Raw genomic sequence first — 22,398 nt, 5'->3', positions numbered from 1 at the left:
ACGATGATGAACAGAACACAATTAAAATATGCCGTACTTTCCGGTTGTGTATTATTTGCCTTATCCGCTAATGCTAATGAAGATGGCTTTAGCTTTCATGGCTATGCCAAAGGCGGGATCGGCCTGACCAATGACGATATTCTAAATCAACGCGGATACGACTGGGCCAACAACGGCATGAATATCTTCCGCCTACCCGGCAATACCTACACCAACTCGTCAGGTGGGCGGTTAGGTAATGAGGCAAACTGGCTAGAATTGCATTTTGGCTACGGCTGGGCGCAACAGAATGATATGGATTGGGCTATTCATTCCAACATCGTCCACGGTGACGGTGGTCTGGCCCTTGACGAGTTGGCTATCAACACTGCCGGTGTGATCCCGTCAAACCCCGAAGCAACCATCTGGGCCGGTAAACGCTACTTTAATCGGGTAGAAACCTTCCTGACCGATTCGCAATCCATGTCCAATGACGGGTTAGGGTTTGGTATAGAAAACTATGACCTCGGTTTTGCCAAGCTTCACCTTGGTGTGACCCGCAACATTTATGAAGAAGCCCCAGCAGACGGCTCGGGGGAACTGGTTGCCCTCACCAGCTCACTCTCGTTTATCGAATTGGCCGATAAGCTGACGCTTAACCTCTATGCTAATTTCGGTACCCCTTTCGGGCCGGATTCTGAGAATAAAACCGATGACAAGCCGAATGCCTACCAGTTCGCGACCAAATTTCTATTATTGAGCGACAGCGGTTACGACGAACTCTTTATCCGATATTCCAAAAATGCGTCTGGCTCTATGACCCGAAGCTGGGAAGCCCTACCCGATTACCAAATCGGTGGCTTCTGGCAGGGAATCCACCCCCTGACGGATAACTACACCCTGTCTTACATCTGGCAGCATGAAACTGCCAATTTCGATGAAGATGCCCGTCGCCGTAATGATATCAGAGTCAAAAACTCACATTGGAACGCATTCGTTGCCCGTAACACCTATGCATGGAACCAGAGGACTTCGACCGAACTGGAGCTAGGTTACGAGTATATCGATATCACCGCAGAGAGTGCCGGCGATGATGGCACCAATTCCGGATACAAAGCCACCCTGTCACAAAACCTGCATCTAGGCGGTAATTTCTGGGACCGACCTGTCATCCGCTTCTTTGTTACCTACGCCGAGCAGGATGTCGAAACACTGGCTTATGACCGTTGGGATGTCGACCTGAACAACGGGATCACAACGGGCAAAGCCGATGCGTTGACCTTCGGTGCTCAGTTCGAAGCTTGGTGGTAAGCCTTTGGGCCATCGTTTGATGGCCTTTTTTATGATTAAAAAAGGAAAATACAATGCGGACCCGTAAAACCAAAATCGCGGTATTAGTCTCGTCACTGACCTTGTCGGCAACAAGTGGGCTGGCCCTTGCTGATAACACTGCCCAGCAAGTACCACAGGACAACGGCTCTTCTATAACTTCTCCCACTAACGCTATGCTACCGCTAACCCATGTAGCAAGCGAACATGCCACACTGAAACCATTAACCGACCCATCGGGGACAGGGCAATCAAACGCGTATAGCATCTCTTTCGATGGTGTTTCAGAAAACAACCAGAATACCCTATGGCCCAATGTAAAATTTACCTCTGAAAGTGGAACATGGAACTGGAATGCCAAGGGTAGCTTAAAACTCAACATCTCCAATCCAGGAGACCACACTGCAAACGTCATACTCAAGTTGTCTGATAATCAGGGAATAATGGGGAGTCCTGACAACCAGCTTAATTTCTCCACCAGCATCGCCCCTAACCAAACAGAAACAGTAGAAATGCTCTTCAATGGCAGCCAGCGCCAATTTGATGGTTACTGGGGAGGGGAGAAGCTCAATCTTAGGCAGTTAGCCGAATTCCAACTTTATGTCCAAGGCCCAGCCAAGCCGCAAACAATCAACATAGACAGCATCGAACTTATCAATGCAACCGGCGATTTTATTGCCGCCCAAGAGCGAGTCATCGACGCAGGTCCCGTTCCGACCCTCGCGATGATTTCCGACTTCACCCAGGTATCTGCAAAAAATATCGTCAATAGCCAAAGTACGGCACTTTTTCAGCAGCAAAGCAAACTCGCTGTAACCTTCCCGGCAACAGAAGCCTACCCCAACCTTATCCTCCAGCCCGAACAACCTTGGAATTGGTCAGAAAAAGGTAAGTTCAACCTTGCATTTGATATCGCAAACCCAACAGATGAAACCATCCAGTTGTTCTTCCGTGTCGATCAGGCCAAAAATAGCGATCAGGGAGGCACCGCAGATGGGGTAACAGATAGCTTATCTGGCTTTGCCACACTCAGGCCCAACAGCGACACGACCTATTACCTTTCACTGGCGCAATCAGCAGGGACGATGACGTCAGGCTTACGCAGCGAACCACCGAAACGCTCTTATGATGCCCATGCCATCAGCTTTGGTTGGGGAGAAACTGACCTTTCAACCAGCCATATCCATAGCCTGCAGCTTTACCTGCAGAATCCGACCAAAGATGCAGAAATAGAACTTAGTGCAGTCCGGCTCATCCCTGACCTTGATGCCGATGTCACCCGCTACCAAGGTATCATTGATCAATATGGCCAATTTACCGGTGATGAGTGGCCTGAAAAAATCCTTAACGATAAACAACTTCAAACTGCTGGCAAACAGGCACTACATCAACTCGGAAAAGCCACGCCAATGACAGACAGCTGCCAATATGGCGGTTGGAAAAATGGACCGAAACTTGAAGCTACGGGCTTCTTCCGCACTGAAAAAGTTGACGAAAAATGGACACTGGTCGACCCTGAGGGCTGCCTGTTTTTTATGACGGGATTGGATAATGTCAGGATGGACGATACGGTCACCATCACCGGTATCGACTATGACGAAAACGATTCAAAATCAGCAATTATCGCTTCACCGTTACGCCACTCAATGTTCGAATGGCTACCGGATCGCAATGATCCTCTGGCGGCGAATTATGATTATGCGCCATTTGTCCACTCTGGCGCTTTGAAACGAGGCGAAGTATTTAGCTTCTACCGTGCCAACCTGATGCGTAAATATGGCACTGAAAAACCCGAAGCGATGCAGATCTGGAAACAAGTCACCCTTGACCGTATGACCGACTGGGGCTTTACCAGTTTGGGCAACTGGATCGATCCAATGTTTTATGGCAGCGAGCGCATCGCCTACCAGGTACATGGTTGGATCAACGGCAACCACAAACGGATCAGCACAGGCAATGATTACTGGGGGCCTATCCACGATCCTTTTGATCCGGAGTTTATCCATAGCACCCGCGAAATGGCCAACGAAATCGCCACCCATGTTTCGGTTGACGATCCTTGGTTAATTGGCGTATTTGTCGATAACGAGATCAGTTGGGGCAATGTGATGAACGAGGCTAACCACTATGGCCTTATCATCAATGCATTAAGCTATAGCTGTGAGGAAAGCCCGGCCAAGGCCGCATTTAGCCAACACCTAAAATCGAAATACCCATCGATAACGGATCTAAACCTTGCATGGCAAAGTGACATTGCATCGTGGAAAAGTTTTGATCGCTCCTTTGATCATCGTTCAGCCCTAACACCGGGAATGCAGGAAGATTACTCTGAACTGCTACAGATGTTGTCCGAGCAATACTTCTCCATCGTCCAAAGTGAGGTCAAGAAAGTGTTACCTAACCACCTATACCTAGGTGCACGGTTTGCAGACTGGGGAGTAACGCCAGAAATTGCCCGCGGCGCGGCAAAGTACGTCGATGTAATGAGCTATAACCTATACGCCAATGACCTCAATGACAGCAAAAAAGCCCACTGGAAAGACTTATTGCCTGAATTGGATAAGCCGAGCATGATTGGTGAGTTCCACTTTGGTGCCACCGATACCGGCTTGTTCCATGGCGGAATTGTCAATGTCGCGAACCAATCTGAGCGGGCCAAGATGTATCAGCACTATATGGATAGTGTGGTGAGCAACCCCTACTTTGTCGGTGCCCATTGGTTCCAATACCTGGATTCACCAGCATCGGGCCGGGCATGGGATGGAGAAAACTACAATATCGGCTTTGTCACAGTCGCCGATGAGCCCTATGTCGAACTGATTGAGGCAGCTAAACAATTCAACGCTGAGCTTTACCATAAGCGCTTCGAAGGATAGATACACTTTTAATCTACAAGGAACAAAAAAAGAGGCCGTAATTATGGCCTCTTTTATTGTTTATACACCGAATGAAAATTAACGAAAATCAGTATTGGTCGATTCACGGATGTAAAGCTCACTCGGCAAATGAATAGATTGTTGTAATAAAGGCTGCTGCTTTATCAGGGCATCGATACGAATAATCGCCTCCTCGCCCATTTTGGAATAAGGTAACTCGACCGAAGAGAGTTTTGGCTCCAACTCCAGCCCTAAAGGCGCATTATCATAACCAACGACAGCAATATCTCTGCCCACTTTAAGCCCTTGCTCTTTTATGGCCTGATAACACCCCATCGCCATGTAGTCACTGAAACAGAAAATCGCATCGGGCCGCTTCGGCAGTGATAATAACTGCAAGGTTTGCTGGTAGGCGCTTTTCAAAGACCAGTCACCTTCGACAAGGTATTCTTTTTTAGGGATCATGTTGTTATCAAGCAATGCCTGCTTGAACCCAGCAAGGCGTTGCTGGGTCGCTTCCATCCAGCTTTCTCCCAAAATCGCCGATATATTATTGTAGCCTTGCCCGATCAAATGCTCTGTCGCTTTATAACCACCGTGTAAGTCAGCGGGCATAATGGAAGGCAAGTTCTCTTCTCGGCAAGTACAGTTCAGCAGTACTATCGGAAGATCCGTTTTTATTTTGACGTCAATATCCTTTCGGGTCACCGATGATGCGTAGATAACGCCGATATACGAGCTATTGCAGTTTATCTCGGCTTGGATCTGCTTCTCCAAGTTTGGGTTATTTCCCGAGTAAAACGTTGAGATAAAGTAATTGTGCTCCCAGCCACTATCCCAAATAGTGTTAATAGCATCTATGAATGGGTCATGATCAGAGACTGAGTCCAAGATCAGGGCTATTTTCTTGGGTTCATCATGCTTTAAGCTGGCTACTTTTTTCTTATATCCCAACCCGGTAGCCACAGATAACACCTTATCCCGTGTTTCTTCAGATATCTGCACCGTATTGGAGCCATTCAACACCAATGAAACCGTTGTCTGCGAGACATTGGCTTCCCGGGCAATGTCTATCATTGTTACTTTTTTCGCCATGTTTCACTCTTTCAAAAATAGCAATGCCCGGTATATCACCGGGCAATATGATTACTTACTATCGCGATTAATGCCCAATGGAAAAACCATTCAAGCCACCGCTTTTTTGGTACTTACTGCTTTGATCTTGATATAGAGGATCGGGACAATAAACATCAATACACAACTGTTGCCAATAACAATTGATGGATCCTCAATTTGTAATCCATAGATAATCCAAAGCGAAACGCCCATGAAAAACATAATATACATAGGTAAAGATATACCGGATGTATCCCTTGTTTTCAGTGTCTTCAACGCTTGTGGAATAAAGGATACGGTCGTGAAAAAGGCAGCAATCAAACCAATGCTTACCATCGCTCTCTCCTTACATTGCCGTTTCCAAAATGCGCTTCGACCACGTAAGGTCCAGGTCGCCGGTTTCAGATAGCGCCGTCATATTGTGTTTTTCCAACAAACCCAATACCGGCTCCACATCCTTGAAGGTATAACCGTAATCGGAGAAACGTGTTTTCAGGCCAAGCGAGCGGAAGAACTCTTCTGTTTTGTCGATGGCCGCATCAATACGCTCATCATCAGTACCTTCGGTGATATCCCAAACACGCTCTGCATACTGGAGCAATTTCGCCGCTTTCTGTTCTTTGCGTACTCGCCACAGGGCAGGCATGATAATCACAAGACTCGGAGCATGGGCAATACCAAACAAAGATGTCACCTCATGGCCGATCATGTGAGTCGCGAAATCCACCGGCACACCAGAGCCAATCAAACCATTAAGCGCCATCGTTGAACACCACATCAGGTTCGCACGGGCATCATAGTTTTCAGGTTGCTCCAAGTTATCCTGCGCCACTTCGACCAAGGTACGCATAATACCTTCGGCTGTACGGTCCTGGAAACGTCCCTCAGCAGGGAATGTCACGTACTGCTCGGCAGTATGGATAAAGCTATCTGCAATACCATTGGCAATCTGGGACTGCGGCAGCGTAAAGGTATAGGTTGGGTCCAGTACCGAAAATGCCGGGTAGGCAAAAGGCGATGAAATACCCAACTTGTCCTCACCATGGCTGATCACCGCATGAGGGTTCATCTCTGAACCGGTTGCCGGCAAAGTCACCACTGTACCGACTGGAATATTTTGCTTGATGCGCTCATCGGTCATCGGCGTGACATGTAGAATTTCCGCCTCATTGCCGATAAATGCCTCATTATGGGCAGCAATCGAAATAAACTTGGCGCCATCCATGGTTGAGCCACCGCCAACGGCAAGAATGAACGTCACATTCTCTCGACGGACAATCTCCACAGCTTCCATCAGGATTTCAAATTTCGGGTTGGACTGAATTTTGTCGAACTTGATCACTTCATTGGCAATATTCGCCAGCACTTTGTCCAGAGTACCGATTTTTTCGATGATCGAGTCATATACCACCAGCACTTTCGCTTCTGCCGAGATATAGTTCGCCATGTTTTCCGCTGCCCCTTCACCAAACAGAATCCGAGTCGGGTTACAAAAATCAAAATTGTTCATGTTTGCCTCATTAATTAGAGTTTTGGAAAGTGCCAGCACTTAAGATTTGGCGTTTAACTTTGTATTTACAGATGAAGTTCCAGTTCCAGCTCGAGTCATATTTGTGGCAGAGTCCCCACTTGCCCAATCCGGGTGACTGCTGGGTATTCTCTGGATTCGGGTCACGGTAGATACCAACCGCCTCAGGTGCCCCTTTGATATGCGACATAATTTGGAAATTCAGCCCATCTTCCGCAAACTGGATGGTATTTTTCTCTGGACCATCCGTTGTGATCAGCGAGGCGATACCACCGTTGTAGTGCCATACGGCTACCTCATGGCCACTATTGCTGATTGGATTCAGTTCTGAACGCTGGTAAGGCCCCAAAATATTGTCGGCAATAGCCACACCGTGCTTGATTTCGCGGCCGCCCATGTTCATACCTTCACCCATCGCTTCACCCTTGTAGTAAAGGTAAAATTGGCCGTTGAAGAACATCAGGCAAGGATCATGGACTTTGTGGCTGTCAAAACTGCCTTTCTTCTTAACGATAAAGCGGTTGTCTTCATCGCCATCCCATTCTCCATCCATTGTTGGCGACAGGATTGGCGCATCCGATTTTTTCCATGGGCCAAATGGAGAATCTGCTTCGGCAATCGCAATGTGTTCGAACTGGCGATTGACATACGGATACTGGACCGTTTGGTAGACCAGGTAGTAACGTCCTTCATGAACCAGAATTTCTGGAGTGAAGCAGGAACGGTCATCGTAGGCACCTTCTGGTCCACGCTCGATGGCGACGCCCTGCTCTTGCCAGTACTCGCCATCTTCTGAAGTGGCATGCCAAACTTCGGTCAGGTCCCACGGGAACACTTTGTCTTCTTTGTTTGCCGAGCCGAAACCCACCGTTTCGCCTTCACCTTTGGTGTACCAGCAGTGGTAAAGCCCCTCGACTTTGATCACTGCAGAAGGGTCACGGCGGATCACGCCTTCTTCAAAGGCGAAGTCTCCCTTTAGTGGCTCTACATCAAACTCAATCAACCACTCTGGCCCGCGTTGGTCATAGCCCCGCTCAATAGCACGCTGACTAGCAAGACTTAGTTTATTCGCCATCTTTGTTCCTCGTTATTACTGCAACCCAGTTGCCTGAGTCTCTATTAAACTATTTACTAATATTATTAGTCAATTAATACACTAATATTATTAGCGCACCTAGACGTTGATCACATTTCAGCGGCTGTATAACCGGATTTCACTGCCATCAACCTAGGGATAACTCTCAATCTATCAATCGAATTGAATTAATTTGTGACCAGATCAGCCTCGATATCCTCGATGCTCTTGTTTTTCGTTTCTGGTAGGACTTTGAGCATGATGACCAAACTAACCAAGCCTACAGTCCCGTAGCTCAAGAAAGTATTTCCGGCTCCGAAGTGTTCTAACTGCCAAGGGAAGAACTGCTGGACAAAATAGCTGGTCAAGCTGGTGATTAGTGCGGCGAAAGGTATTGCTATACTCCTGATTTTATTCGGGAATATTTCAGAGAATATCACCCACATAATAGGCCCTATAGAGAAGTGGAATGCGCCAAGGAAAAGGAAAATACCAAATAGTACATAAGCAGCATTGATATTGATGGCTGACTCTATGATTGGTCCTGTCACCAGCGGCAGTTCATTCGGGCTATAGAGTTCGGCAAGGTCGGCTTTAAACTCGACATCGGACGAGTATTGCTTACCCATCAATACTGTTAGCGGTTCTGTCGATACCTGTTGCTGCTGCAAGCTCGCAACCGACTGCTCATCGAGTTGATAGGTTGCACTGTGGAAACCGTACCAAGATGAACCATGGGCAATCACAATCAATGCCAAGCCTGCCAGGGTCAGTTTGCGGCGGCCCAGTTTCTCTATGAACAATATCGCGACAATGGTAAAGCTGACATTGACGATACCGACATAAATTGTCTGCATGAAGCTACTTTCGACGCTCATACCAATTTGCTCAAACACTACTGGCGCGTAGAAGAGCACCGCATTGATGCCGATAACCTGCTGGGTGATCGCAAAGGCGACTGCAATAAATAAAACCAAGCGCATGCGGCGACTGAACAGATCTTTTACCTGTTCGAACAAGTTATTGTTATCGCCAGAGACGGTTTGCCTTACATTCATGATGAGGGGTTCAACCTCATTGGCCGGGACAATTTTCTTAAATACTTCGCGAGCCTCAGTAATACGCCCTTTGGAAATCAACCAACGTGGTGATTTCGGCACTTTTACCAGCAATACAATCCAAATCACGTTAGGGATCAACTCGAAGCCCAACATGTATCGCCAAACTGTCTCGGGCGTAATAAGGTCAACCACCCCGATGCTTTTAACCAGTAAGTAGTTGACAATAAAAGCGACAAGGCTACCGATGGTAATCAACAACTGGTTGATAGAAACAAACTTCCCCCGCTTGTCAGCCGGTGCAATCTCACCAATATACATCGATGAAATCGACAGCGAACAGAATGCCAAGCCACCGATAAATCGCCCTAGCAGCAGAACCTCGTAGCTGCCTGCCAGCGAAGAAATACTTGATGACAAGGTATACAGCACGGCTAATCCAAGCAGCACATTTTTACGCCCATATTTGTCGCACAGCGTTCCTGTAATCATCAGCGCAACAATCGCGCCAATACCAGCAATACCAACTACGCTCCCCACCTGCATACTGTTAAGGCCAAATTGGGCAGTAACAAAACGCACGACTCCCGAGATATTTGCAGCATCTAACCCGAAGACAAATCCCCCAAATGCACTTATCAGCGCATATTGGGTTACTCGTCGATCATGACTCGTTTTCATAAATCCTCTCGATACCTATTGTCTAAACCTTGCAACTAATAATATTAGTAATATTTAGTGAAGATGCTGACATAGCTATTAGTAGAAAACATCGATACAAGTCACATTTGCTTTAGCGATTAGTTAGAGGGAATGGATTGCCGACAAAAACTGAGCAGCTTGTCACAGAAACCGATAGCGTTAACCCGCTCACACGATCTTAGGATATGGGATACCTGAGTGATTAATCGTGACGATTTCAGCCGAACCGCCATGCCAAGATAACTGCCAACGTGAACAAAACGACAACTACAAGACATGAGGTCAATATGAAACCCACCGCTTTGGCAGTAGTACTTTCAGGTATCCTATTAGGTGGCATTGCTAATGCCAGTGAACACAATATTATTAATAACCCTGGCTTTGAAGATAAGGGCTTGGGCTGGAGTTATTGGTTTGCCAACATCCGCAGTGACGGTGCTTTTGATGGCACTTACCGTGGCCGTATTGCCATTGGTGCAGGGCACCACATTAGCCAGATCATTACCGTACCGGAAACCGCCTATTATGATCTTTCTGCGTTTATCCAAAGCGATAAGCAAGGCGGGAAGTTCGGTTTGAAAAACCTTGCCGGCGAAGTGTTAATCTCGGGTAAGATTGGCAAAAACAAAGAGTATTCCCTCAACAAACTCAAGCATATCGCCCTCGAGCAAGGCGAGATCCTCTCGGTATTTTTCTCGGGTTCGGACAAAAGTGCAGTCAGTATTGATAACGTTTCACTGACCAAGTCGAAGAAAGACAAGCAACCGAAATTCAACCAGATCGTCCAGTTTAACGTGGCGGAACAATCTGGCACCACCACAATCAACCGCAACAAGCAGCGGATCGAATTTAGCGTGCCTTATGCGACAGATCTTAGCCAGCTAACCATCAGCAACTTGCTGGCCTCACCCGAGAGCCAAACCAGTTTGCGCCAAGGCGATATTGTTGACTTTACCAAACCGGTCTCTGTTTATGTCGTCAATGAAAAGGGCAAGGCAGAAAAGTGGAAAGTTACCGCCATTGAAAGCGAAAAAGAAGTGACTATCGCTTCATCCAACGCAGCACTGGAAGATTCCTTCAATTGGGCCATCGATAAGACCAAGCAGTTTGTCATGACCGGACAAAGCGGCCTTGTTAACCGCGACGAAAATAACAACGACGGCAGCGGTACGGCAGATTACATCCCCTCTTACTGGGCTGGTTACTTTGATCGTACTGCCTTCTATTCACGAGATTTTCTTCACCAAGCTAGCGGGGGTTGGCTTGCCGGTTTAGGCGCTGAAAACCTTTCAATGTTCCAGACGTTTGCCCGCCACTCAACCGAGCCGCGCAAATGGTACACCTTATGGGCGATTAACTTCGACGGCACACCACACACGATTGATTACCACCATGACGATTACTTCGTCCGTGAAGTCCCGGCCCAGTTCGAGTTTGTCGAAAAAGCCCTCGAGCAATACCGCTGGACCGGCGATGACCGCTACATCTACGATCCAGACCTCTGGCAGTTCTACACCAAGGTACTGACTGACTATATCGCGCTGCACGATGATCAGGAGCCGAACGGTATCGCCGAGGGTTACGGCGGGATCTTCGAAGGCTCCGCCACCTACAACGAACGCGGGGAGTTTCCGATTGAAGCCGGTGACGGCATCGGTTCACAATACCAAGCTACGGTCGCCTACGCCGAAATGCTCCGTGCCCGAGGCGAAGATAACCTCGCTGACCAATGGAAGGAAAAAGCCGTTGAGCTAAAACGCTTCTTCAACGAAGAATGGAGTATTAAAGATCCGGCCAAACCGAATGACAACTACGTCAATATCATCCAGAAAGACGGGTTGCGCCTGAATGATTTCGGTAAGGAAAACAGCTGGTTCATGCCGATGAAACTCATTACAGAGCCGGGTAAGCGCAATAACAAATACCTCGATTTCATTTCGGCCAACCTTGGTGAAGGCATTGGTTCTACCCCAGAAGCGCCGCACAATATTGAGGCCTATACCTATATTCCGGAAACCTACTTCCCATACAACCAAAACGAGGAAGCCTGGAAATGGATGAACTACATCATCAACAAGAAGGATCTGCCCCATGAGCGCCCAACCCAAGGCACCAATGGCGATTACCCTGAAATTTCCTTCACCTTCATATCCAACACCATTGAAGGTCTAATGGGTATTGAGCCTAATGCGCCCGAAAACCGCGTGGTCACCGCTTCCCACCTTCCGCAAGATGTCGAATGGTTGGCGGTCGATTACCTACCTATGGGTGAGCACGAACTAGCAATCCGCCATGACGGGCTAACAGAAACCAGCTTGACCAATACTTCAGAGCAGCCTCTTGAGTGGGAAGCGCGCTTCTACGGCAAACATGACACTATCACCGTAAACGGTACGGCGATGAAAGCGAAGAAGAAAAAGATTAATGGCGTGAAGTTAAGCTACGTCGTATACGAAGTGCCAGCCAATGGCGAAGCGATAGCGAGTGTGGCGAAACTATAAACTTTCAGGTTTCTAGATAATTAAAACATCAGCCAGCATACATATATGCTGGCTTTTTATTTAAACATAGTGAAAATACGCAGCCTCTCACGATGTCTTAATGCACCTAAGTTTTCCTTGTGAGTGCGCGTATACACTCAAACGACAGAGCCAGCACCAGCATGCCAATGACCAGTGAAAAGCCCACTCCTGCGATGTAATCGAGCTGTTCAGGTGTTATCCCCAAAAATGGATCACTACCCTCAACCTTAACGTTCTGGTGAAACTCTGCGCGTATTTGAGTGACTTGCTCTGGAGTTATGATTATGTCTTTCATAGTGCTCATCATTTTTCAATAAAGACATCATAAGTTATAGCTTATACAACAAGTAAACCCATACAGGCATTTTTTGCCACAGGACACGTAAAACTCCCCAATTCACCAATGATATTTCTGCCTTTCAACCTAAAAATAAAAAACACTGTTTACATTGTTTCATCATATTGTATAGTTGCGTCAACAAGTTGACACTTAATACATATAACAATGAATAATAAAGGCTTTACACTAGTCGAAATGGTTGTGGCCATTGTCCTACTAGGTATCATCGCGGTTACAGCCGCACCACGTATTTTAAGCACTCCAAGAGATGCTCGGATTGCGACTTTAGACGGGTTTATTGGGGGGTTTGAGGCTGCAAATTCAATTGTAATATCTAAGGCAATGACTGCAGGTGTAGAGCACTCCATAACTCCTACTTTGATTCCTGGCACTAATATTACAGTTGTTCAGAACCAGATGGATCTTGATGTTAGCAATGTTGCTGAGTCTATGAATGTGGATGGGTTCAATCTTTTCCAGTTAAAATTAGATCCATCAAAAGGTACTGGCTTTGCTGTCTACCTTGGCGAAGAGAAAGCACCAAGTGAGATTCGAAGGCATGAATGCAAAATCGTCATTTGGCGATTTAAAGACAATGACAAGAACGGATTTGTATTAGGAGATACACAAGTGATTAAACAATACGATGGTTGTTAAAATATCCTTGTGATGAAACTACCATCTACTTTTGTATCAAAGCTAGCCGAGTTTATATAAATTATCCAACATTTAACTACTTCAATAAACTCATAACTAATCAAAGAAGCCCCGCGAGGGGCATCCAGTGATTAATTAAACGTCCTAACCGCTTTACCCATACCTTTGTAACTGTACTGACGACTGCTGTAAGGAATAAAGGCAGACTCACCGGCAATCAGGTTAATCTCCTCGCCTTCGCTTTCCAGCGTCAACTTACCTTGAAGGCACATAATAATTTCAGCACTGCGGACAAACTCGGTCTGCGGTTTGTCGACCAAGGTAATCACATCCACTTTGAAGTCATCAACTGGGACGTTGTAGCAAATTTTGTTGTCTTTCACCTGCCCTTTCAGCCTCAAGTGTTGGGCTGGGATTGGTTCGAAACGGGTGTTTTTCAGCAGCTCTTCAACGTCGATGAACTTTGGCGTCAAACCTGCACGCAGTACGTTATCCGAACTTGCCATGACTTCAATACCCGTACCTTCAAGGTAGGCATGTGGTGTTTCAGCATCAAGGTACATGGCCTCGCCAGCTTCTAGGTCAATCACATTGAGCATCAAAGGAGCAAACAGACCAACATCATTTGGGTACTCTTTAGCAAAGCCAGCAATCAACTCAAAAATAGCTTTTGCATCGGTCGTTAAGCCTTTTGAGCCGATATTTTCCATTAGTTCGGCAATAGCAGCCTGCTTTTTCTCACCGGTAAGGGAAATCACTTCACGGAAGAAAGCTGAAAGCTGGATAGGCGTTGGGTTGGCTTTTAGCGCCTGAACATCTTCTGCCAACGTTGGGCAATTGGCTTGCTCGAAAAGCTCTACCATCTCGTTAATCACGCGGAAGCCGTTCATCGCCTTATAGTTGGTCAGGGCGTAAACCATCTCTGGTTTATGGTTAGGATCTTTATAGTTACGCTCAGCAGCGTTAAGTGGGATCCCGGCAAGGTTCTCACGGTGATAACCTTCTTCGGCTGCTGATTTTTTCGGGTGTACCTGAATTGACAGTGGCTTAGCGGCTGACAGCACTTTTACTAAATATGGCAGTTCGCCAAATTTATCGTGGGTATAACGGCCCAGTACGGTTTCAGGTGACTGTTCAATCACATCCGAAAGTAGCTGGCTTTCGCCCTCACAAACAATGCGAGAGCAGCCATTTGGGTGAGCCCCCATCCAAAGCTCTGCTTGCGCTTGGTCATCTGGGTTAGTGATGCCGAACAAGGCCGTCATCGCAGTTTTGCTGCCCCATGCATAGTTTTGAATTACATTACCTAGCTTATACATATCATCGTTATCCGGATAAAAAGCTGCCGGGCAAGCCCGGCAGAAAGTTGGAAATATTTCACGTAGAAAAAACGAATAGCTCTCAGGCACTAACAGGGCTCATCACAACCTGCTAGCATATTGCATGAGATTAGAAACGCACTCGGAACGTCTTAGCCTGACAAGGACGTAGTTCGCCGAACTGACCGGCTTCATAGCCTTGTTCTTCAAGCTCCACTTCGTCCATGCGAGTTTCAACCCACTCAGTGATAGGACGGCTGAAGCGGATACCGTCAGTAATGGTCTCTGTCTCCGACGGGTTGTAAACACGCACGATTAGCGCACTCTCATCTTCCGCCTTCTTCAGTACACTCAGCACTGCACCTTGCGTGCCTTTCTCTAGTAGTGAGAAAGTCAGTGGCTGGTTCTGCTCACCCACATTCAGTTTCATCGCATTGTATGGGATCTTGTTGTAGCACTGGATAGGCGTCACATTGTCACGCGCCATTGCCATGACATTAGCTTCAATGTGGTTGCCCACAAAGCCACTCAGGGTGAAGTTACATACGATCTTACCGCGCACCTGTGAATCAGGCGTTGGGATCTTGATACCCGATGGACGGCCAGGACGCAGAAGAAGTTCTTCTTTACCCAATACACCCACACCGCGAAGCAACGTTAACGCGAAGGTATCTTTTTCTTCGTTGCCTTTAGAAGAAATTACCTCGAACTCACGTAGGCCGTTGCTCATGATAGCCATACCTGCTTGACCACTCTCCAGCGCTGCAAAGTTCATCAGCTGGTAAACAGGTACTGGCGCTTCTTTCCAACCGTCTTTTTCCCAGTTTGCCATTTCTGGGTCGTTAACTGGACGGGTGATCAAACCAAATTGGTTATCGGCGACTACAGTCTTAGACACGAACGGGGTTGGAACCAATACACGTACACGATGATCGTCAGCTTGGTTGTCCAGCTCCATGCGTACTTCAATGCGGCGAGAGCCTGCTTTTAGCACCACTTGGCAATCAACATCCACATAACCATCTTGGTTGGTACGCTCTTCACGGGCTTGCAGGTTGTCAGGTACATCCATACGTAGCTTGATGCTGGCAACTGACTGGAAACCTTCATGTTTGATGTTGGTTTCAACCTTGAACTCATCAGAGTACAGCAGCCACTCTTTACGAGATGGTGAGTAGTCGTACTCGTCACCGTCATCAGAACCATCTTCCAAGCGAAGCACCTGATCGAAGGTTTGTTCAGTTTCCTTGTCGAAGATGGTTAGCGTACCGTTGTCATTGACATTGATACGGTAGAACTCATTCTCCATCAGGTAATCTTTCTGCTCGGCAACCTTCACTTTACCTTTGGTATTACCTTCGATGTGAAGCGTGGTAAAGCCCATTGCCGGTACGATGTGCTTGATTTGAATATCGTATTCTACGAATGGGTCGTAGTTTCCGTAGTGAACGATCTGGCGGTCAATCTTACCTGGATCAATCACACGCTGATCTTGGATGTAGTACTCGACTTCATGGCCGTGCTCATCGAAGATCTTGAACTCTTGCGCACGGATAGTGATAGTCGTGTTAACCACTTCCTCACGGTCGTATGGCGATAGGTTGAACATCGCTAGCTTGTCACAACCTTCACGGGCTGGCATGTGGTCAACAATCTTACGTTTGTAGAAGTTGATCAGGTTAGTCGCCATGTCATCGGCAAGGATGTAACGGTTTAGGATCTCGGCATGTACTTTATCCGAGCAGCAGCAACCAATTGAGTCGTGGGCATGGTTCTTCATGCTCTCTTTCCACATTTTTTCAATCAGACCGTGGTGATAGTCAAAGCCCAGCGTCCAGGCAATCGATGCTAGCGGCTCAAGGATGTTTACGATCTTGTTTTCTACTTCAGCGTGGATCAGTTTGATATCCATACGAGTAGAAGAAATCGTACGGTGAACGCGCATGTATTTACCGTCGTTGAACTCGCCCTTTACAGTATCAAGCTGGTCACGAACTTCTTCGATACGCTCAAAGACTTCTTCAAAGCGGCTCATCTTGAATTCGCGGTCAGGGTAGATTTCACGTAGGTTGTCCATCACCTCGAAGATATCTTTCTGGATCGGCATCTGGTCATGGCCGTTAGGAAGCAGGATATCTTTAGTTACCGATGGTTTTTCCAATACTGGGAAGTATTTGTCCAGACGGGCACGTAGGCCTTCTTCGTCTTGTGGCAGGTATTTACCAATGGCGTAACCCAGCGGAAGTACCTGTGCAGTCACTTCGCTGCCGTCGTTACTCTGCCACACAAATTCAGTTTTGTTGGTACCGTGACGCTCAGAACAACCACGCCAGAACATCGCGCGGTCAATGCCAAAGCCGTTGTAGATCATTGGCAACTGTGAGCTCATCGAGAAAGAGTCTGGCAGGTAACCGATTTTCATGGCTTCGCCAAAGTTCATGCAGTCTCGGATGCCGTACATCATGTTACGAACGATAGATTCACCCGCAACCTGCATGGTGTCGGTTTGTGAGTACCATGGACCGATAATAAGTTTGCCCGCTTGTACTTGTTTGCGTACGCGCTCTTCGTTTTCAGGCATGATAGCGAAGTAATCTTCCAGAACAGCTGTCTGGCCATCAAGTACATAGAATTTATATTCAGGATCTGACTCAAGGCGAGTCAGGATTTCTTCCATGTTGTTTACTAGCAGAATTCGTGATTCTTCTGTAGTGAAATACCATTCACGGTCCCAGTGCATGTGAGGAGTAATATGAACGCGGGAAGTAGCCATAATAATGTACCTGATAATCTTTCTTTAATGTCGGGCGCAGATTCCCTGCACCCGATGATTTAGAGTGTTGTCAATAATGTGACGTGATTCGTTAGTTGGGGATTAAGCGTCAGCGGTCACTTTAAATGTGCCCTTTTTTGTCGCGTGTGCCCTCCAGCTCACTAGCATCACGGTAGAGATAGCAGCACCAATTAGCGCGGCACCCAACCAGATACCCGCGGCCATGAAGCTACCGATACCCGCATCGTGAAGTAGGAACATTGAGAAGATACCTGCACCCGGAGTTGATAGACCGATACCCGCCGCACCTACGATGGCACCTGTTACCATTGAGCCCGCAAGGAATGAGCCGATAACACGGATTGGGTCTTCAATCGCCATTGGAATAGCACCTTCAGTGATACCCGCTAGGCCAAGTAGCCAAGTCGACTTACCCGTTTCGATTTCGAAGTCTTTGAATAGGCGTGGTGCCATCATGGTAGACGCCGTTACTGTAAAGGCAGATACCATCTTCACCGAGCCGAAGATTGCGTACGGACCGTATACACCGTTAGCCATTGCACCAAGGCAGAAGGCGTAAGCCGCTTTGTTTACCGGGCCACCCAAGTCGAACGATACGAAGATACCGATGATTGCGCCAAGCAGTAGTGCGTTAGAGCCAGATAGGCCATTTAGCCAATCAGTCAGACCTTGGTTCAGCATGGCTACCGGCTTACCGATAACAAACAGCATCAAGCTACCAACAACCAGCGTACCGATCACAGGGTATAGGTAGAATGTCAGGAAGCCATTGAACGCAGGGCTAAGGCGAACGTTCTCTTTCACCCAGCGCATCACGTAACCGGCAAGCAAACCACCGACAACACCACCAAGGAAACCAGAGCCAATCATGTTTGCAGCAAGGCCGGCAGCAAAACCTGGGCCCAATGCCGGTTTATCGGCTAGGGAATATGCGGTGTATGCTGCAAGTACCGGTACCATCAGGGTGCCTAGCAGGCCGCCACCGAGTTTGCGATACATATATAGCCAAGAGTTTTCTGTTGCGTAGAGTTCTTGCAGATCAAAAATCTGGGCAATCAAAACGGCAACCGCGAGAACCGTACCACCCGCAACAATAAGAGGAACTGCAAAAGAGATACCGCTTAGCAATGCTTGCTTAAGCTCGGTCTTGAATGGGACTTTCTTCGGTTTGTCTTCCGTGGCAGCAACACGCTCTTCACTTGTACCCTGCTTCGCCGCTTCCATCGCATCGTTCAAGATACGCTCAGCATGACGGATTGGCTCGGCTACAGGTGTTTCTACACGAGGGATACCATTGAAGCGCTCGATTTCTTTAATCGCCACTTCAGCAGCAAAGACAACAGCATCAGCTTTGTTAAGCTGTTCAGCCGTTAGACGGCCTTCAATGCCATTGGCGCCTTGCTTCTCGACGTGGACATTGATGCCCATTTTCTTGCCGGCTTTCTCAAGGTATTCCGCCGCCATATAAGTGTGGGCAATACCTGCAGGGCAAGCTGTAACACAAACGATAGTTGGGTTGTTTTCATTTGTATTAATGTTGTCTTGTTCTTCCTCTTCTCCTGCACCATCAAGAAGAGTCATCAGTTCTTCCGCACTTTGTGCTTTGAGAACAGCTTCACGAACATCATCATCAACCAGCGTTGTAGTTAGCTCGGTCAACAAATGCATGTGGGTTGAACCGGCTTCAGCATTTGGGATGGCAATCAGGAAAACAAGGTTTACATCTTCATCTTCGTCTTCATCAATGCCTTTCCATTTAAGATCTTGTTTTAGTGTCGCAACTGCAAAACCGGCTTCTTTAACCGCGTCAGTCTTGCCGTGTGGGACAGCTAGGCCTTCACCTAGCGCTGTAGGGCCTTGCTCTTCACGGGCAAAAACTGCATCAAGGTAAGCTTGCTTATCATGCAATTTGCCTTGTTGATCCAGTTTGTCTGCCAGAGCATGGATCGCTGCTTCACGACTTTCAAATGTCGTTTGGATTGAAATCAGCGACTTATTGGTAAGGGTAGTCAGTTTCATCGTCGTCCTCTGTACCGTCATCCAGGTGGGCGTGTATCGCCCTTAGTTGTATTAATACAAATATGATACGTATTCTGACGATGTGTTCTGTGATCTCATTCACACAACCTTACAAATAGGTATTATTATTGTATTAAATTTCAGTTCAGCTTGTATATGACAACTTTGAATGACGCGATAAATACAGGTAAAATACAGGCATTAGCTAACTATAAATGTATAGGGCTAGCTTGAAGCCCTAACTATAAGCGGTAATTAACAGATTTGCCTTCCAGAGGAGAACGATGTGGCACGCCTTCCTATGTATCGTCAGATCGCTGACGCAATAAAGGAGAAGATCCAATCCGGTGAATACAAGCCGGGTGAGGCCTTGCCGACTGAAGCACAACTGCGAGAAGCCTTCTCCGTGAGCCGGGTGACGGTTCGCCAAGCCTTAAAACTACTCGTAGAGCAAAATGTGCTGGAAAGCATCCAAGGAAGTGGGACCTATGTGAAAGAGAACAAGGTCAACTACGACATGTACGAGTACTCAAGCTTTTATGAAAAGCTTAGCCACCTTGATGTCAAAACCCACAGTGAGATCCTTGCGTTCGAAATCACTACCCCTGCCCCTGCGATTGCCGAGGCATTGGAAATCAATCAAGAAGACCGGATCTTTTACGTCAAGCGTGTCCGCTTTATTGACGAGAACCCAGTAACCCTTGAAGAGACCTGGATGCCCCTTTCGCTATTCCCGGACCTCACCTATGAAGTGATGCAGGGCTCGAAGTACGAGTTCATCGAGGGAACCAAGAAAATGGTTATTGACCGCAGCGAGCAGGAAATCATTCCTGTACTGCCGCCTCAAGAAGTAGTGAACCAACTCAGCATACCGGCTGACCAGCCAATTATTGAGAAAATCACCCGAGGTTATTTAGTAGATGGCACAGTTTTCGAGTACAGCCGGAACTACTTCAAGTCATCGGATTACAAGTTCACCTTGGTGGCAAAGCGTAATCATCATTACTAAATGACCTGTGCGTCAAATCAAATAACCTCAGCTCTAGTTCGTAGTAATATGAACTAGAGCACAAATTCCTATCACAGCTTCCCTGCATATTTCATCCTTGAAAAATTCATTCTCTATGACATAGAAAGCACCCTAAAAATCAATGACACTAGTCCCAAAAGGATAGTGTGAGAATGAAGGTTAACTACATTTAAGACAATTCAAATTGATCATGGATAATAAAAACTGAGTCACGTAGTAACACGGTTTGCTAAGACATTTCCCCTTTCAAAACACTTTCTTTGCTGTCAGTTCTACAGTGGTGAGCTGCATTTCTAGTAAGGCAATCTCCAAACAAGAATAGATCTTAAAGTATGATCTAGAGCAAAGCTTAAACACATTAAAGTCACTATATATCATTATCAACAAAAACCTTGTAAATGATATAGATATTTATTCACTAGCCGTATAATACTAGTCCCATAAGTGAGTAAACAAACGGATAAGGGAACTTATGTCAACACTAAGGAAATACCTATTCTGTTTAATAAGCAATGATTTACAACAAGCTTCAATTATTAAAAACATTATCACTGAGCTCTATCCCAAAAACAGCCAATTTTTTGTGACAAGTGACTTATCGTCGGTAAATAATATGAAAAATCATATATTACTCGTTGATTACAGAGCTATACTGACACAGGAAGTCACTGAGATAGACACTTCAGTTAACAATAACTCTTGGCTTGTTATCAACATAGACAAAACTTGCCTACTATCATCTGTATTTTGGATTGAAAGTGGTTTTTGTGGAGCACTTTACGAAAATCAAACAATTGTATATTTAGCGAATGCATTAAAATGCATTTTGGAAAAAAATGAATATTGGTATACGAGAAAAGAACTTACAGATGCTGTGAAAAGCCACCGACAGAAATACATTTCAAGAAACAAAATTATTAAGAAAAATGTAAGTCGATATCAATTAACAAAAAAAGAAAAGAATGTATAACTCTTTTTTGTAGTGACACCAATAAAAATCACACACAGTACTTTATCAGGTTGTATACCGTCAAACCCACGTAACGCACATGACAAATTTTTGAGTGAATTCCAGATGACTCCCTCTTAAAGAAAAACTTTTCTAAGGCCATAGAAAATAAACATAATTATGGCGATGAAATCAATCGAGAGATGTTATATCAAATAATTAAACCTTTCGATCATTCAAATAACAACATCAAATCATCCAAAGGTATGCTCCTTCGTCATTATATCCTTATTAGTACCATTTCCAAATTCACTACTGTTATCTATCATACTTTGATAACTCAGCAAAATGAAATCTTGCTTTTTTAAGAATAAGGCTTTTATGTAGGGGTTCGCAAAAAAATCTCCTTTATTTAACCTATATGTCACCGCTGCTTCTGTTTGGGAAACAACAACACCATAAATTGATAATAGAAGATACTTAATAGCAGGAATTGTTGCATGCATTTCAATTATCTGAACTTCACAAAGATTTTCCAGTTCTGCCAAAACACTACTATGTATATCTGAATTCATTCCTGCTGCACAAATATAATAGAAAACGCCATCAATCAGACTATACATAACATGACCTACTAGCATACTATCATGGTAGTAACATTTTACTTTTGCATGCCGTAGTCCCTTCCTTTCTAAAAAATCATCTAGTTTATCTTTATGCCTTACAAAAAAAGCATGTCGTATCTGAACTTTAGTTGCCTCATCTAGCAGCTCCCAATCAAGATCTTGCGTCTTATTCACTTTTAGCGGGTATATCGTTAAGTGAGGATCATAAAACATTTCATTTTTTAATGATCGCTTAAGAAGGTTTAATTCTGAATTTGAGTAACTATAATCGATATTAAAATACGTTGCGACTCCTACTCGTCTAGTTAAAGATGGTAAATTATTTCCCTTCTCCCAATTACTAATCATTGGCTGATTTATATTTTCAAATAATTTATGACTTTTTGATAGAGAAATAGATAAATCATGCTGTGATAGTTTTCTCCTAGTTCTTAACTTTTTTAGTTTGTTGGAAAAATTATCACATGAAAGGCATACCC

Annotated in this window: 16 protein-coding genes; 6 read left to right on the top strand and 10 right to left on the bottom strand. The window is 45.9% G+C overall.

Annotated features, from left to right (window positions below):
- The first annotated feature begins 6 nt into the window (after positions 1–6).
- Together BIZ37_RS17505 and BIZ37_RS17500 are read left to right on the top strand one after the other, a co-directional pair.
- On the top strand, positions 7–1,290 hold the full coding sequence (locus tag BIZ37_RS17505) for a carbohydrate porin (RefSeq protein WP_222939715.1): 1,284 nt from the start codon (positions 7–9) through the stop codon (positions 1,288–1,290).
- A gap of 53 nt (positions 1,291–1,343) precedes the next feature.
- Positions 1,344–4,184 carry a beta-galactosidase gene (locus BIZ37_RS17500; protein WP_187462572.1) on the top strand — a complete coding sequence of 947 codons (2,841 nt, stop codon included), beginning with the start codon at positions 1,344–1,346 and terminating at the stop codon, positions 4,182–4,184.
- A gap of 78 nt (positions 4,185–4,262) precedes the next feature.
- Here the strand turns inward: BIZ37_RS17500 and BIZ37_RS17495 are convergent, their stop codons facing one another.
- From BIZ37_RS17495 to BIZ37_RS17475, 5 genes are all read right to left on the bottom strand, one after another.
- Positions 4,263–5,279: a LacI family DNA-binding transcriptional regulator gene (locus BIZ37_RS17495; protein ID WP_187462571.1), complete on the bottom strand. Its 1,017-nt coding sequence runs from the start codon at positions 5,277–5,279 to the stop codon at positions 4,263–4,265.
- A 90-nt stretch (positions 5,280–5,369) separates the two neighbouring features.
- Positions 5,370–5,636 carry a SemiSWEET transporter gene (locus tag BIZ37_RS17490; protein WP_187462570.1) on the bottom strand — a complete coding sequence of 89 codons (267 nt, stop codon included), beginning with the start codon at positions 5,634–5,636 and terminating at the stop codon, positions 5,370–5,372.
- Between the two features lie 10 nt (positions 5,637–5,646).
- Positions 5,647–6,810 (bottom strand): iron-containing alcohol dehydrogenase, encoded by a 1,164-nt coding sequence (locus BIZ37_RS17485; protein WP_187462569.1) that lies wholly within the window; start codon positions 6,808–6,810, stop codon positions 5,647–5,649.
- Positions 6,811–6,820: 10 nt separating this feature from the next.
- Positions 6,821–7,903 (bottom strand): family 43 glycosylhydrolase, encoded by a 1,083-nt coding sequence (locus BIZ37_RS17480; RefSeq protein ID WP_187462568.1) that lies wholly within the window; start codon positions 7,901–7,903, stop codon positions 6,821–6,823.
- 188 nt (positions 7,904–8,091) lie between these two features.
- Positions 8,092–9,642 (bottom strand): MFS transporter, encoded by a 1,551-nt coding sequence (locus BIZ37_RS17475; protein ID WP_187462567.1) that lies wholly within the window; start codon positions 9,640–9,642, stop codon positions 8,092–8,094.
- Between the two features lie 308 nt (positions 9,643–9,950).
- Here BIZ37_RS17475 and BIZ37_RS17470 point away from each other — a divergent pair, with 308 nt between their 5' ends.
- The gene (locus BIZ37_RS17470) at positions 9,951–12,164 is read left to right on the top strand and encodes a hypothetical protein (protein WP_187462566.1); all 2,214 of its coding nucleotides are present in this window, start codon (positions 9,951–9,953) and stop codon (positions 12,162–12,164) included.
- A gap of 106 nt (positions 12,165–12,270) precedes the next feature.
- Here the strand turns inward: BIZ37_RS17470 and BIZ37_RS17465 are convergent, their stop codons facing one another.
- The gene (locus BIZ37_RS17465) at positions 12,271–12,480 is read right to left on the bottom strand and encodes a hypothetical protein (RefSeq protein WP_187462565.1); all 210 of its coding nucleotides are present in this window, start codon (positions 12,478–12,480) and stop codon (positions 12,271–12,273) included.
- A gap of 210 nt (positions 12,481–12,690) precedes the next feature.
- Here BIZ37_RS17465 and BIZ37_RS30615 point away from each other — a divergent pair, with 210 nt between their 5' ends.
- The gene (locus BIZ37_RS30615) at positions 12,691–13,182 is read left to right on the top strand and encodes a type II secretion system protein (protein WP_187462564.1); all 492 of its coding nucleotides are present in this window, start codon (positions 12,691–12,693) and stop codon (positions 13,180–13,182) included.
- Between the two features lie 131 nt (positions 13,183–13,313).
- On the opposite strand, the gene manA is transcribed toward BIZ37_RS30615, so the two are convergent.
- The 3 genes from manA to mngA form a co-directional block, all read right to left on the bottom strand.
- The gene (gene manA / locus BIZ37_RS17455) at positions 13,314–14,501 is read right to left on the bottom strand and encodes a mannose-6-phosphate isomerase, class I (protein ID WP_187462563.1); all 1,188 of its coding nucleotides are present in this window, start codon (positions 14,499–14,501) and stop codon (positions 13,314–13,316) included.
- A gap of 130 nt (positions 14,502–14,631) precedes the next feature.
- Complete coding sequence (gene mngB, locus BIZ37_RS17450) at positions 14,632–17,274, bottom strand: mannosylglycerate hydrolase (RefSeq protein ID WP_187462562.1); 2,643 nt, start codon at positions 17,272–17,274, stop codon at positions 14,632–14,634.
- 102 nt (positions 17,275–17,376) lie between these two features.
- Positions 17,377–19,314 carry a PTS 2-O-a-mannosyl-D-glycerate transporter subunit IIABC gene (gene mngA / locus BIZ37_RS17445; RefSeq protein WP_187462561.1) on the bottom strand — a complete coding sequence of 646 codons (1,938 nt, stop codon included), beginning with the start codon at positions 19,312–19,314 and terminating at the stop codon, positions 17,377–17,379.
- Between the two features lie 286 nt (positions 19,315–19,600).
- Here mngA and BIZ37_RS17440 point away from each other — a divergent pair, with 286 nt between their 5' ends.
- Together BIZ37_RS17440 and BIZ37_RS17435 are read left to right on the top strand one after the other, a co-directional pair.
- On the top strand, positions 19,601–20,323 hold the full coding sequence (locus BIZ37_RS17440; protein WP_187462560.1) for a GntR family transcriptional regulator: 723 nt from the start codon (positions 19,601–19,603) through the stop codon (positions 20,321–20,323).
- Between the two features lie 493 nt (positions 20,324–20,816).
- On the top strand, positions 20,817–21,314 hold the full coding sequence (locus BIZ37_RS17435) for a hypothetical protein (RefSeq protein ID WP_187462559.1): 498 nt from the start codon (positions 20,817–20,819) through the stop codon (positions 21,312–21,314).
- A gap of 233 nt (positions 21,315–21,547) precedes the next feature.
- Here the strand turns inward: BIZ37_RS17435 and BIZ37_RS17430 are convergent.
- A partial coding sequence (locus BIZ37_RS17430; RefSeq protein ID WP_187462558.1) for a helix-turn-helix domain-containing protein occupies positions 21,548–22,398 on the bottom strand: 851 nt, incomplete at its 5' end.

This window comes from Photobacterium sp. BZF1, assembly GCF_014349205.1.
Classification (GTDB): domain Bacteria; phylum Pseudomonadota; class Gammaproteobacteria; order Enterobacterales; family Vibrionaceae; genus Photobacterium.
The sequence above is the reverse complement of the archived record's forward strand: the minus strand, read 5'-3'. Positions and strand labels throughout refer to the sequence as shown.